Raw genomic sequence first — 13,669 nt, 5'->3', positions numbered from 1 at the left:
ATATGAAGGGGCAGAGATCAATCTGCGCGTCTTGTTAGTGCAGATGCACTGCGTCGTGCAGATAGATACAGGTGAGGATGGCGAACACATAAGCCTGAAGGAACGCCACCAGCAATTCGAAGCCAACGAGGGTCACGTTCAGTGCCATCGGCAGGAGTGCGGCGAAATAGCCGAACGTGCCCAGAGCGCCGATCAACAGAAACATGAACGTGGCGAACACCTCGAACATCACATGTCCGGCCACCATGTTGGCGAACAGACGGATGGACAGGCTGACCGGACGAGACAGATAGGAGATGATTTCAATCGGCACGATGATGGGTGCCAGCGCCTTCGGTGCGCCCGGGGGAAAGAAGTAGGAGAAGAAGTGCAGGCCGTGATAGCGCAGGGCCACCGCCGTCACCAGCACGATCACCAGAGCCGCCAGACCGCCGGTCACGGCAACATGGCTGGTATAGGTGAAGAAATAGGGGAACAGGCCGAGCAGATTGCCCATCAGGATGAAGAAAAACAGCGTGAAGATGAAGGGAAAGAACTTCTTTCCCTCATGCCCGATCTGTTCGATGCACAGGCTCATGATGAAATTATAGGACATTTCGACCAGAGATTGCAGACGTCCCGGCACCACGGCGCGCTGACGCATGCCCAGGGCGATGATGCCCAGGACGATGGCGGTACCCAGAACCATGATTTCATTGGACTGGGTAAAGTTCACCAGGCCGCCAATCGGGCCAAGGCCGTGATGCAGCCTGAACTGGCCGAGCGCGTCGATCGTGGGTTCTGCCGCCACCTTAATGCTCCATCACCTACCGCCGCCCGTGGGTGGCGTCATCTGCTTCGCTTTGGCCCTGACCGGCTGGCATACGGCGCAGGGTGCGCCATACGTTGAGAATACCGGCCGCGCCTCCCATCAGGATGAACAGGATCAGGAACAGGGGCATCGTACCCAGCCAGCGATCCAGACCATATCCAATGGCGACCCCGACAATCAGCGCGGACACGAGGTCAGCACCGATTCGCAGGCCAATACCCATGGCGGAAGGGCCAGGGCTGCCATCAGGGGCCTGAAGCACGGAAGTCGGGTTCTGCCCGTCCGTCCCAAGGCCCTGCCTGTTTCGCGCCGCATTCAGTCGTTGCTGGAAGGAAAATCCCTGGGATGATACCCTGGTAGACGTTTCCTGACCCGGCTGCGGCTGAAGCTGCCTGTTCTCTTTCATATCCATCCTCGACAAGTCGCCTTGCCGAAAGGCGACGGCTAGCTACCGGTGGGTAGGGGGAGTGTCAAGAAGCATGGGCTTTTTAGATGACGATTGCATCACCAGAACGGTCTTTTTATCCACTTTTCTTTCTCAATGTGCCTTATAAGCATTCACGATTGTAATCCGGACCCGTATTTCATGACTCAGCTGCGGCCGCCCTTTCCCATTTCATCTATTCGCATTCCTGATCAAAAGGAGGAGGGCACGTCCCTGTCCCAGGAGCAGCTGGAAGCATTGTTCTATGGTGCGGTGCGGGAAGGCCGTGCCGATATGATCGAGGCATTTCTCGAGTCCGGTATGGACCCCAACCGCCCGGATGCGCGGGGTTTCCCCCCTCTGATTCTGGCCACTTATAACGGGCAGATCGACGCAGGAGCCTTGCTGTTACGGCGTGGTGCGGCGGTGAATGCCGTGGATGCCAATGGCGATACGGCGCTGTCCGGCGTGGCGTTCAAGGGTGACGAGGCAGCGGCCCGGATGCTGCTGGATGCCGGGGCTACGGTCGATCATCGCAATGCTGCTGGCCGTACCCCGCTGATGTTCGCGGTGATGTTCGGGCGTGAAATGATGGTGCGCCTGCTGATGGCGCATGGCGCTGATCCTGACCTGACGGATGCGGAAGGCAATTCAGCGCGCGGTATTGCCGAGGCGCAGGGTGGTCAGGCCATGCTTGCCGCGCTGGAACGACGGGATTCCTGAAGCGGAACCAGTCGAGGAAGGGGAGGGAGGCTGCGGAGATTATTCCGCGGCGGCCGCTTCTTCTCCCTCGACCATAGCGGTGGCGCGATGCAGATCGACGCTCAGCAGGCGGGAGATGCCTCTTTCCTGCATTGTGACACCATAGAGCCGGTCCATCCGAGCCATGGTCAGATGGTGGTGCGTGACGACCAGAAAGCGCGTGCCGGTTTCCTGTACCATATCGACCAGCAGCATGCAGAACCGCTCCACATTGGCGTCGTCCAGCGGAGCATCCACCTCGTCCAGCACGCAGACAGGGGCGGGGTTGCAACGGAACACTGCGAAAATCAGAGACAGGGCGGTCAGCGCCTGTTCTCCGCCGGACAGCAGTGACAGCGTGGCCAGTTTCTTGCCCGGCGGCTGGGCATAAATCTCCAGCCCGGCTTTCAGAGGATCATCATCGCCAACCATGGCGAGATAGGCCTTGCCACCCTCGAACATGCGGTTGAACAGCGCCTGAAAATGCGTGTTTACCTGGGTGAAGGTGGCATTCAGGCGCTCCCGTCCCTCCCGGTTCAGATGCCCGATCGAGCCGCGCAGCTTGGCGATGGCGGTGCCGAGTTCTTCTTTTTCCCGATCGATTCCGCCGATGCGGGTTTCTACATCCTGCGCCTCGATCTCGGCGCGCAGGTTGACCGGCCCCATCTCTTCCCGTTCCCGCGACAGCCGTTCCAGCTTGCGGCGGGCCTTGTCCTCCGCCACGTCGGACAGTTCGGCGGGAATGGCTATGTCTGACGGCAGTGATGCCCCCGCGCCGAGCCGCTCCTCGATCCGCTCCTGCACCGCATCACGGGCGGTTTCAGCCTGTGCGCATTGCCCGTCCAGACGCAGAATCGCTTCCCGCGCCGTGGCGAAATCCGCATCCGCCTGCCGTCTGGCCTCGCCTGCTGCCCTGTGTGCGTCCTCCGCCTGACGCAGCCTGTCGGCGGCCTGTCTGTGGGTTGTTTCTGCTTCTTCCAGCGCTGTGCGCGTGTCCTGCATCAGGCGTGCGGCCTGTTCGGGACGGTCTGCCAGCGTGTTGGCTTCTGTCAGCAGGATCTGATGGCGTGTACGCAGTTCCTCGACATGGCGGGCGGCAGTATCGGCCCGCATCTGCCAGTCCGCACGTTCCCGGAGCAGGGTTTCCTGACGGGACGCAATCCTGTCCGCTTCGTTCCTTGCCATGTCCAGTCTGACGCGGGCGGCAGCAAGGCTGCTCTGGGCCGTGGCTGCTGCCTGCCGTGCGGTCTCCGCGGCTTCCTGAAGGCTGGCCGGATCGTCCATGGCATCACGTCGCTGGCGGTGCAGGATCAGGGCGGCTTCGGCTTCCTGCCGGTCCGTTTCGGCCCGTTCGGCCTGCGGCTGGATAGCAGCCAGACTGGCTTTCGCATCTGCGGCGCGCGCTTCCAGCGCGGCGAGGGCGGCTGTGGCTTGGTCGCTGGCGCTTTCGGCCTCCTGCCTTGCCGCACGCAGGCGGTTTTCTTCGGCCAGTGTCTGATCCAGAGCGGCCTTTGCAGCATCCCTTTCCGCCGTCAGGGCCGCAATGTCCGCGCAGGACTCAACAGCAAGCCGGGCATCCTGCAAGGCAGCCTGCGCGGCCTCCCGCTCGGCGCGCAGCCGGTCGAGTTGTGGAGACAGCGCGCCCAGACGGCTTTCTGCCTCCATGGCCCGGGCGGACAGGCGGGCGGCTTCTTCCCGTGTGGTCTGTACGATGCGATCGGCATCGCGCCGTCTTGCAGCGGCATCGTCCAGCGCTGCCCGTGCCTGTTGGAGGGTCGCTGCCGCCGCCTGAGTCTGTTGTCGCATCTGTTCCAGCGGTGGCAGGGAAGCCAGCAGAGCGGCAGCTTCCTGCGCGGCCTGCGTTGCCTCCTGATGCTCCGTTTCCAGACGGGCGCGACGGCTGGCGAGGGCGGTCAGATGGCTTTCGACACGCTCCATGGCAGCTGTCATGGTGGAATGTGCGGCACGGGCTTCGGCAGCCTGTTTCTCGGCCTGCTGGCGGTTGCTGCGGGCAATCTGTTCGGCGCTGACGGAGGCGGCTTCCTGCTGCTGTGCAAGGGTGTAGGCCTGGGCCGCTGCCTCAGCCGCCTGTTTGGCCTGTGCCAGAGCATCCTGAGCCGCCAGCATGCGATTGCGTTGGGTCAGACGCATGGCGGCGGCACCGGGCGCCCCTGCGGCCATGCAATGCCCGTCCCAGCGCCAGAGTGCGCCATCGCGGGAAACAAGGCATTGACCGGGATGTAATCCGGATTGCAGGGCGGGACCTGTCGCCGGATCATTGATGATACCAATATGGTCACAGGCAAGGCGCAGTGCGGCTGGTGGGTCCATCAATGAGGACAATGGCACTGTGCCGGCCGGTAAAGGCTGCATCCGGTCTGGCGCTGCCGGCAGGATACGCCAGAAACGATCGGCGGCTTCATCCAGTGCGCTGTCCAGCGTATCCCCCAGCGCGGCACCGACGGCGCGTTCCAGCCCTTCCGGCACACGCAAAAGATCGGAGACGGGCTGAAAACCACCTTTGGCCGTGTCATCGTGCCGCAGCAGGGCCGCAAGCCCATCAACCTCTGCCTGCAACCGACCGAGATCGGCCTGGGCGGTAGCGTGGGTCTCACGCGCTTGCTCATGCGCGGCGCGGGCAGCGATCCGGGCAGTTTCGGCGGATGCCAGGGCCTGCTCGCTGATGGCCAGAGCCTGCTCAGCCTGTGCCAATGCTGTTTCTGCCGCGATACGTTGCTCCGCGGACGGCAGGGAGGCTTCTGCTCTGGCCTGTTCTTCCAGAACGGATTGAAGTTCTTCTTCAATCTGTGCAGCGCGCCGGGTGCTCTGTCCGGCGGCGAGGGTGGCACGTTCCCGGTCGCTGCTTGCGGTTTCCATGGCACGCTGCGCTTCGGCATGGCCTGCTGACGCCTGTGCCAGTGCGGTTTCTGCCTCTTCCTGTCTGATCCGTGCAGTTTCAAGCGCGGCGGCGGCAGCTTCAGCGGTCTGTCTGGCGCCCTTCAGCGCGGTATCTTCAATACGCTGGCTCTGAGCCGCGGCGTGATCGCGTTCCAGCGCCTCAGTCTGGGCGGCGATGCTTTCGGCCCGGCTGCCTGCATCTTTCAGAACCATGTCTGCCTGGCTGCGCAGGGCCTGTGCATCGGCCAGCGTGCGGCGTGCGGCTTCGTAGCGTTCCGCCAGCGGTGGACGGGCGGCTTCCACCTGCTCCAGAGCGCGGCGGGCCTCTTCTACAGCCAGTCTTGCTATGGCGGCGCTTTGCTGCGCGGCGGTGAGGGCGGATTCTTCCACCAGATGGGCACGAGCCTCCGTCAGAGCGGCGGAGAGACGGGCATGATCCGCATTGACCGCCTGCAGGCGCTGTTCGGCGGCGGCGCGATCAGCCTCGGCGCTTCGGGCCTGAGCCATACCCTCTGCGGCCCGGGCGGTGGCCTGATCGGCGGCCTGCGCCAGTCGGCCTGCTTCTTCCTCCAGAGAGGTTACGTCCCGTTCTGCCTCTTCCTGCCGGGCAGGCAGGGCAATCAGCGCATCACGCAGCGCCTGTTCTTCTGCGGCCAGCCGTTCGAGGGCTTCAGTCGCATCTTTCAGACCGGTTTCGCCGTGATGCAGATCCTGTTCCGCCTGATGCAGACGCGCCTGCGCCTGATCGAGTGCGTTACGAGCCTGTTCTTCGGCCTGCATCTGCCCTTCCATGGCGATGCGGCGGCGTTCAAGGGCCGTACGGGCCATGGCTTCGGCTTCGCGCAGAGCCGGCAGAGTCTTGTCAGCCTCGAAAGCTGCAATCGTGGCGGCTTCTGCCTGCTGTTCGGCCTGCCGGAGCGTGGCGCGGGCTTCCTCACGCGCTGTAGAGGCCTGATCCAGCGCCGCCATGGCCCGCGCCTGAAGCAGGCCCAGCCATTCCAGCTCCGCCTGTCTGACAAGGCCGGAGATATTGCGATACCGGCTGGCCTGTCGCGCCTGTTTTTGCAGGCCGCCGAGTTGGTCCTGCAACTGACCGCGCAGTTCTTCGGCCCGTTCCAGATTGGTCTCGGCCTGCCGCAGCTTCAGCTCCGCCTCATGCCGTCTGGCATGCAGGCCGGTGATGCCGGCGGCTTCTTCCAGAATGGCCCTGCGTTCTTCCGGCTTGGCATTGACGATGCTGCCGACCCGTCCCTGACTGACCATCGCGGAGGAACGGGCGCCGCTGGCCAGATCGGCAAACAGGGTTTGCACATCTCTGGCCCGGACTTCGCGACCGTTGATGCGATAGGTACTGCCGCCTCCGCGTTCGATCCGGCGGCTGATTTCCAGTTCCGGAACCTCTCCAAAGGGGGGCGGAGCCTGACCGGCGACATCTTCCAGCGACAGCACCACCTCTGCCAGATTACGGCTGGAGCGATGGGCAGTCCCGGCAAAGATGACGTCGTCCATTTCTCCGCCGCGCAGGGCGCGGGCCGAGTTCTCCCCCATGGCCCAGCGCAGCGCTTCCACCACATTGGATTTCCCGCATCCGTTCGGCCCCACAACCCCTGTCAGACCCGGCAGGATCTCAATGGATTGTGGATCGGCGAAGCTTTTGAAGCCGGCAATACGCAGGCGGGAGAAGCTGACAGGCATGGGGGGCTGAAACTCAGGACAGGCCGGCGAAGGACACGAAATCGCTGTAGGACAGCGCGCCGGACTGCGTTTTCCCGTTGGTCAGAGCAAAGGTCGGCGTGCTGTTGATGTTATATTTGATGGAATCCTGCTGCTGCCGCTCCAGCATCGCGCGCTTCAGAGCCTCATTATTGATGACGGCATCGAATTTGGCGCGGGACAGTCCAGCCAGCAGAGCCATCTGCGCCAGAGACTCCGTGACATTGCCATCGCGGTTGAAGGCCCAGCGATCCTGACTGGCGAACAGTGCGGAGATAAACGGCTCATAACGCTCCGGCGGCAGGGCGCGGGCGACCATCGCGGCGCTGAGGGCAACCTGATCCAGCGGGAAGTCACGGAACACGATGCGGAGATGCCCGGTATCGATCTGCTTCTTGATCAGTTCCGGCAAGGTGTTCTGGGAGAAAGCCGCGCAATGGGTGCAGGTCAGGGAGAAGAACTCCATCACCGTTACCTTGGCATCGGCTTTGCCGATAGAGCGCTCTGACAGGAAACTGGACAGATCGCCGCTTGGGGCGGCGGGTGATTCAGCGCGGGCGGTCTGAATCAGCGGAAGGGAGAACAGAGCGGCAGTGCAGAAAGAGCGGCGGGTGATGGACATGGTGTTCCTCGTCAATATCTTCTTTACCCAATAACGGGGTTTTGCCGCCAATGCGCGTCGCCGTCACCCCATGAGATGTGAGGGGACGAGTCGTGGCATTATCTGCGTCAGCGTTTGCTCAGCATGGCAGTGCCCAGTGCCGCAAGCGCATCGCGTAATCCCCCTTCCGGCAGACCATCGAGACGACGCTCCACAGCGGCACGCATAGCAGGTGTTTCGGCCCGGGCCGGTTTTTTCCGCAGCGTGGGAGGTGCTGGCGGGGCTTCCTGTGTCAGACGGATACGCTCGACCACCTTGTTGCCCAGAAAGAAATTGATGCGTTGGATCAGTTGCGGCGTGCTGTGCTGCAATTCCATTGCGGCTGGACCGGTACAGCCCAGCACCAGCGTGCCATTGGCCAGCTTGCGCGGGGTGGCGGTGGAGGACAAAACCGGCCCGGCAATGGTCGTCCATTCGGACAGAAGCGTGGCGAGGCCCGGAGCAGTTTTACGAAACACCGGTCGGGTAATGGCGGGCAGCAGGGCTGAGACGGCACGCGGGCCGCGCTGAAAATAAGATTGCGGCATGCCGCTATGGGGCTGGCGCGAGGGATCAGCTTGCCGCATATCGGCATCCGTACCGCCCTTGATCCCGGATTTTTCCTTGGAACGATCGCCCATTCCGCCTGCCTCTGCGCTTCTGGAGTGGTATGCCCGGCATCGCCGTTCCTTGCCATGGCGTGCTCTGCCGGGGGAAACGCCCGATCCTTACCGCGTCTGGCTCAGTGAGGTGATGCTCCAGCAGACCACCGTTGCAGCCGTCATACCCTATTTCGAGCGTTTCATCACCCGTTTCCCCACCGTGCAGGCGCTGGCCGCAGCCCCGGATGAAGCGGTGATGGCCGCCTGGGCCGGGCTTGGTTATTACGCGCGGGCGCGCAATCTGCTGGCCTGCGCGCGCAGGGTTGCCGGGATGGGGGCCTTTCCGAAAGATATCGAGGCTCTGCGGAGCCTGCCCGGGATTGGCGTGTATACCTCCGCGGCGGTGGGTGCGATCGCGTTCGGTATTCCCGCAGTGCCGGTGGATGGCAATGTGGAGCGCGTCACCAGCCGCCTGTTCGCCATTGAGGCGCCGCTGCCTCAATCCAGACCGCTGATTGCAGCGCAGGCCGCGCAACTGGGGACCGATCCGGCGGCGATGGAACAGCCTTCCGATTTCGCGCAGGCTTTGTTCGATCTTGGGGCGACGATCTGTACGCCGCTCGATCCCGCCTGCGCGCTCTGCCCGTGGATGCGGCATTGCGAGGGGCGGAAGCAGGGCATTGCCGCCTCTCTTCCCCGCAAGGCACCGAAGAAGCTCAGGCCGCAGCGATACGGGGTGCATTTCTGGCTGACTGATGCAAAGGGCAACGTCCTGCTGCGGCGACGGGCGGAGCGGGGATTGCTCGGTGGGATGATGGAACTGCCGGGAACGCCATGGCAGGACACCGCATGGCAGGAAGAGGATGCTTTATGCCTCGCCCCCAAAGCGGAAACCGCCTGGCGAAAGCTCGGTGTGGCTACGCATGTGTTCACGCATTTCGCACTACACCTTACCGTCTATGCGGCGGAGGTCAGGCATCTGTGTGCTGATCCGGCGCGGCAGGAGAAAAGTGCCTCCGTCGCCTTTCTGAATGAGGAGGCGCTGCCCTCTGTCATGATGAAATGTGTGGCGCTGGGTCGGGGAGGGCAAATGCCCGGTGCTGCCGGTCCAGTCTCCGCAGCCATGGTGCCATCGTCAGACACACCAAAGCGGCGAGGAAGGCCGCGACGGACAGACCGCCAAACAGGCTGATGAACGCGGCAGGGGTCTGTGCTGTCTGGCTTGAGAAGGAGGGGGTGGCGACGCTGGCGATCCTGCTGCCCGCATACATCGACAAGCCCATGGTCAGAAGATAACTGCCCATCATCAGGCTGTTCAGCCGCTGCGGCACATAGCGTGCGACCATGGCCAGACCGAGACCGCCGATCAGTAATTCACCCAATGCCAGCGCGCCATATCCGGCCACCATGATCCATGGCGAGACCAGCCCGTCCGGTGCTGCGATACGGGCAGCACCCCACCAGATCAGAAATGCGGTGCCAACGCTCACGAAACCGGCCGTGAATTTGGCTGCGATTCTGACATCGCGGCCTCGCTGCGCCAGAGTCGTATACAAACCGGCCAGAACCGGGCCAAGCAGCATGATCCAGATCGGGTCGAGCGCCTGAAACTGCGCCGGTGTCCATGTCATCAGCGTGTGGCCGCCGAGGCGCAGCGCCGGAGAGACACCATGCACGGTAAACAGCGTCAGGGATGTCGACATCTGCTGATAGAATATGAAAAACATCAATGATTGCCCGGCCAGCGCATACATGATCGCCAGCCCCGGTCGCTCCCGTGGTGCCGCGCGACCATAGCAGACGATCCAGAGCATCAGCACGCCAAGGGCGGCCGCCATGTTGCACCACATCGCGAGCGATGCAGAGTGCAGGAGCAGGGCGATGCCGATGATCAGGAATGCACAGCCAGCACTCACCGCCATGAGATGCAGGCGCGGAACCGGATGGTGGTCCTTCTCGGTTCCTGTCTGGCCCAGCCATGACCGCATCATGCCATAACCGGTGATCCCCAGGGCCAGACCGAAAAAAGAGACTGCAAAAGCACTGTGCCAGCCCGCCTGTTGCTGCACCCATGGTGTCAGCAGCATGGAAACAGAGGAGCCGACATTCACCGCCATGTAGTACAGCGTGAAAGCGGCATCCAGACGCTGGTCCTGCCCCTCGTGAATGACCCGCACCAACGCCGCGGCATTGGGCTTGAACAGACCATTGCCAACAGAAATCATGCCCAGTGCGGCAAAAGCCAGCGATGTTTCGTCAAGAACAGGGTCGGACCATGCGGTGGGCAGACCCAGCAGGCTGTACCCTGCGGCAAGGATCACGGCGCCACTCAGAGTGCAGCGTCGCGCCCCCAGTACCCGATCCCCCAGCCATCCCCCCAGTACCGGTGTCGCATAGACGCTGGCGGCGAAGGCCCCGGCCAGAAGCACCGCATCATGGCTGGAAAAATGCAGCTTCTGGATCAGAAACAGCAGCAGGATCGCCTGCATGGCGTAATAGCCAAAGCGTTCCCACAGCTCGATAGACAGAACGACGATAAAGGCGCGGGTCCGGTTATCCGGCTGTGGCAGGTGAGTGTTCACGATGGCGCTATGACAGTCTGTGGCATGGCAAGACTGCCATACTGCCAGCAGTGTCCTGCTTCGTCAGCCGCCTTAATAGCCGGGAAAAAACGGATAGAGCGGTGCAGGTGCATAAACGACCGGCGGCGGTGCATAGATGACCGGTGGGGGAGGTGGCGCATAAACAACTGGTGGAGGCGGTGCAAAATACGGGCGCTCCATCCCACCGATGACAGTTCCCAATGCCAGCCCGGCTATCGCACCGGCGGCGACGCCACCCCAACCGGGGCCATGCCAGTGATGGCGAGGGCCATACCAGCCCGGCCCAGGTCCCGGAGGACCCCAGCCCGGAGGCCCTGGAGGTCCCGGAGGGCCTGGAGGCCCCGGAGGTCCCCAACCCGGGCCGCCACGCCACCATGCATGGGCGGTTGCCGGTGTCAGCAACGTCCCTGTCAAAGCGGCGGCAACCGCAAGCGCGGTAAAAGTCCGCACCATGGTTCTCATATCGGGTGTCCTTTTCAGACTAACGCCTGCTCAGGGAACGCCTGGATTGTAACATCTTTGTGGCAGAATCCGTACGATTTCATGACCGCCGGATCAACGGTCTTTCAGGAATGCTCCTGTGCCGCCTCTGGCTGATCATCGTCCTGCTCCTCGGCCGGAGGGGGCACTTGGGTATCACGCAGCACATCAATCGGCACCCATTCTCCGCGGAGTTCGAAAAACCAGAAGGTCCAGCCATTGCAGCTCGGTGCATTCTGCACGGCGGCCCCGACCTGATGGATCGAGCCGCGATGCGCCCCGCTGGCGATGGAGCCATCCGCCTGCACCAGAGCTGAGACCCGACGCAGGCGGTCCATCAGGATGCTGCCCATTGGCAGCAGTCCCTGCTCTACCAGACTGCCGAACGGAACCCTTTTCTGCTCCCGGCGGGAGGGCATGATGTTCAGATTATCCAGCGGTGCCGGCTCGACAGAACGAAGGCGTCCAATGGCGGCCTCCGCATAGGCCGGGTGGCGCTCGATCCCGATGAAGCTGCGTTGCAGACGTTTTGCAACGGCGGCAGAGGTGCCGGTTCCGAGGAATGGGTCCAGCACGACATCCCCTGGAGCCGTGCTGGACAGCAGCACACGATACAACAGGCTTTCCGGTTTCTGTGTCGGATGCAGTTTCAGCCCGTGATCGTTGCGCAACCGCTCGGAGCCGGTGCAGAGCGGCAGAAACCAGTCGCTGCGCATCTGTACATCATCGTTCAGGGTTTTCATGGCCTGATAGTTGAAGCGATGGCGGCTATTCTGGCCGCGTGCGGCCCAGATCAGGGTCTCATGGGCGTTGGTGAAGCGGCGACCCCGGAAATTCGGCATGGGATTGGCCTTTCTCCACACCACATCGTTCAGAATCCAGAAGCCGAGATCCTGTAGAATAGTGCCGAGGCGGAAAATATTGTGATACGCACCGATCACCCAGATCGTGCCATCCTTGCGCAGCAGGCGGCGGCATTCGGTCAGCCAGGCCCGGCTGAACGCATCATAGGCCGCATAATCGGTAAAGCGGTCCCAGTCATCATCGACACCATCGACGATGCTTTCATCAGGACGCCGTAATTCTCCCCGCAATTGCAGGTTGTAGGGCGGATCGGCAAAAATGCAGTCCACTGAGCCGGCGGGCAGCATCTGCATCAACTGCACACAGTCGCCCAGCAGCACCTGATCGATTGGCAGTTCGCTGACGGTGTTCAAACGTCGCATTCCAGAAACCCCGCTCAATCGTGCCGAGGCGCCCTGCAGGGCGTCAATGCTGATGGTATGAAATATAATGTCACGCGGCGGTCTCCATCCGTATGGCGAGCAACTGGCGAACCAGTCCGAATGCAGTGCGATGATGCGGGGTAGGGCCGAATTCCGTCAGACCGGCACGATGGGCCGGGGTTGGATAACCCGCATTGCGTTCCCAGCCATAGACGGGATAGCGCCGGGCGAGGCGCGCCATGGCACGGTCCCGCACCACCTTCGCGATGATGGAGGCCGCGGCGATGGAGAGGCATTTTGCGTCTCCCCCGACCACGCAGCGGGCGGCGCAGGGCAGCGCTGGTGCGCGGTTGCCATCGACCAGCGCCAGATCAGGCGTCGTCGGCAGACGTTCAACGGCGCGCCGCATGGCCAGCATGCTGGCATGCAGAATGTTCAGCCGGCCGATTTCAGTGACGGAGGCTGCGCCGATGCCGATTGTGATCCCCGGTTCAGCTAGCAGGGCCGCAAAAGCCCGATTCCGTGCGGCAGCATCGAGTTTTTTGGAATCGTCGATGATCCCGGCCAGATGAGCCGGAAAACCAGAGGCAGGCAGCAGCACGGCGGCAGCGACCACGGGCCCGGCCAGAGGTCCGCGACCGACTTCATCGACCCCTGCGACAAGCCCGCCTGCTTCTCTTTCCAGCCTGTCATCCGGCATCTGCATCCGCCCCCTGTCAGCCCCCCCTGCACGCGGGAGCGGCAGGAGATGCAAAGCCTCTGGCGGAGCCTTGAAACTCTGTTGAACCGCCGAGTCGCATCTTTGCCTTACCAGACGGATTCCGCGTCGTGGAATCCCGGACGCCATAAAAACATGCGGTGCTGTTGAAAAAGTTGGGTGAGGGGATGCGGCCGGATCACATGATTGCTGCCGCCATCTCCGCAAGCTTCGCAACCGTGTTCATATTCCGTGCTGTTCCCGATTTTTCGAGCGGTATGCGAAGGCGAGTGTTCGCCATCCCGTCCGGGTAGAGGACGAAAAGCTCGCGTTTTCCCAATCGTACCTGCTCATTCCTGAGCCCGGTGACGTGATCGAGTGGATCGGTTGGGAGCACCCCATCGACGAACAGCACCATGACACGGTTGCCGGGTGAGTCCGTAAAAGGGTTGCGGGCCAGTGTGTCTGCGATCTCGTCTGCGGTCCGCACGATCACGCCCACGCTCTTGCCAGCGTACATATAGAGCTGCTCTTCAAGGGCGGATCGCACCTGCTGCTCGGTATTCTCGCTTTGAAAGACGACATTGCCGCTGGCGATATAGGTTTTGACTTTTTCGAATCCAATCATCTCGCACATCAGCGTCAGCGCCGTCATCGGCAGTTTGCCGGTGCCGCCGACATTCACAGCGCGAAGCAAGGCTACATATCCGGTCAACTACACACTCCGCGTTTCATGACTGCTGACATGAGGGGGATGCGACTGCTTTTTCTGAAAAGGGTATGGCTTTCCAAGGTAGCCGAATCACCGGGCTGCCAGATATTGTCCAACACCTT

General features: G+C 62.5%; 11 protein-coding genes and 1 pseudogene. 2 read left to right on the top strand and 10 right to left on the bottom strand.

The window, feature by feature from the left end:
- Window positions 1-34: 34 nt before the first annotated feature.
- Window positions 35-790, bottom strand: a complete 756-nt coding sequence (locus GbCGDNIH8_RS09730; RefSeq protein WP_072573022.1) for a F0F1 ATP synthase subunit A — start codon at window positions 788-790, stop codon at window positions 35-37.
- 16 nt (window positions 791-806) lie between these two features.
- The gene (locus GbCGDNIH8_RS09725; RefSeq protein WP_072573788.1) at window positions 807-1,217 is read right to left on the bottom strand and encodes an AtpZ/AtpI family protein; all 411 of its coding nucleotides are present in this window, start codon (window positions 1,215-1,217) and stop codon (window positions 807-809) included.
- Between the two features lie 180 nt (window positions 1,218-1,397).
- On the opposite strand from GbCGDNIH8_RS09725, the gene GbCGDNIH8_RS09720 reads away from it, so the two are divergent.
- Complete coding sequence (locus GbCGDNIH8_RS09720; RefSeq protein WP_367593384.1) at window positions 1,398-1,958, top strand: ankyrin repeat domain-containing protein; 561 nt, start codon at window positions 1,398-1,400, stop codon at window positions 1,956-1,958.
- Between the two features lie 39 nt (window positions 1,959-1,997).
- Here the strand turns inward: GbCGDNIH8_RS09720 and GbCGDNIH8_RS09715 are convergent, their stop codons facing one another.
- From GbCGDNIH8_RS09715 to GbCGDNIH8_RS09705, 3 genes are all read right to left on the bottom strand, one after another.
- Window positions 1,998-6,569 carry an AAA family ATPase gene (locus tag GbCGDNIH8_RS09715; RefSeq protein ID WP_072573021.1) on the bottom strand — a complete coding sequence of 1,524 codons (4,572 nt, stop codon included), beginning with the start codon at window positions 6,567-6,569 and terminating at the stop codon, window positions 1,998-2,000.
- Between the two features lie 13 nt (window positions 6,570-6,582).
- A complete protein-coding gene (locus tag GbCGDNIH8_RS09710; RefSeq protein ID WP_072573020.1) occupies window positions 6,583-7,209 on the bottom strand; it encodes a DsbA family protein in 627 nt (208 codons plus the stop codon).
- Window positions 7,210-7,316: 107 nt separating this feature from the next.
- Window positions 7,317-7,868 carry a DUF721 domain-containing protein gene (locus GbCGDNIH8_RS09705; protein WP_081369056.1) on the bottom strand — a complete coding sequence of 184 codons (552 nt, stop codon included), beginning with the start codon at window positions 7,866-7,868 and terminating at the stop codon, window positions 7,317-7,319.
- Here GbCGDNIH8_RS09705 and GbCGDNIH8_RS09700 point away from each other — a divergent pair.
- Window positions 7,867-9,021, top strand: coding sequence for an A/G-specific adenine glycosylase (locus GbCGDNIH8_RS09700; RefSeq protein WP_367593398.1), 1,155 nt, complete (start codon window positions 7,867-7,869; stop codon window positions 9,019-9,021). The genes GbCGDNIH8_RS09705 and GbCGDNIH8_RS09700 overlap by 2 nt on opposite strands.
- Here GbCGDNIH8_RS09700 and GbCGDNIH8_RS13145 read toward each other — a convergent pair.
- The 5 genes and pseudogenes from GbCGDNIH8_RS13145 to GbCGDNIH8_RS09675 all read right to left on the bottom strand — a co-directional run.
- Window positions 8,999-10,318, bottom strand: a pseudogene (locus tag GbCGDNIH8_RS13145) (peptide MFS transporter); the annotation flags it as partial. The gene GbCGDNIH8_RS09700 and the pseudogene GbCGDNIH8_RS13145 sit on opposite strands and share 23 nt — an antisense overlap.
- A 165-nt stretch (window positions 10,319-10,483) precedes the next feature.
- A complete protein-coding gene (locus GbCGDNIH8_RS13070; protein ID WP_172822942.1) occupies window positions 10,484-10,894 on the bottom strand; it encodes a hypothetical protein in 411 nt (136 codons plus the stop codon).
- A gap of 104 nt (window positions 10,895-10,998) precedes the next feature.
- Complete coding sequence (locus tag GbCGDNIH8_RS09685) at window positions 10,999-12,138, bottom strand: site-specific DNA-methyltransferase (protein WP_072573017.1); 1,140 nt, start codon at window positions 12,136-12,138, stop codon at window positions 10,999-11,001.
- A gap of 70 nt (window positions 12,139-12,208) precedes the next feature.
- Window positions 12,209-12,838 carry a ribonuclease HII gene (locus GbCGDNIH8_RS09680; RefSeq protein ID WP_072573785.1) on the bottom strand — a complete coding sequence of 210 codons (630 nt, stop codon included), beginning with the start codon at window positions 12,836-12,838 and terminating at the stop codon, window positions 12,209-12,211.
- Between the two features lie 196 nt (window positions 12,839-13,034).
- The gene (locus GbCGDNIH8_RS09675) at window positions 13,035-13,550 is read right to left on the bottom strand and encodes a DUF1697 domain-containing protein (RefSeq protein WP_072573016.1); all 516 of its coding nucleotides are present in this window, start codon (window positions 13,548-13,550) and stop codon (window positions 13,035-13,037) included.
- Between the last annotated feature and the right edge of the window lie 119 nt (window positions 13,551-13,669).

The organism is Granulibacter bethesdensis, from assembly GCF_001889545.1.
Lineage (GTDB): Bacteria > Pseudomonadota > Alphaproteobacteria > Acetobacterales > Acetobacteraceae > Granulibacter > Granulibacter bethesdensis_B.
Note: the sequence above shows the minus strand (reverse complement) of the source record. Positions and strands in the feature narration are given on the sequence as shown.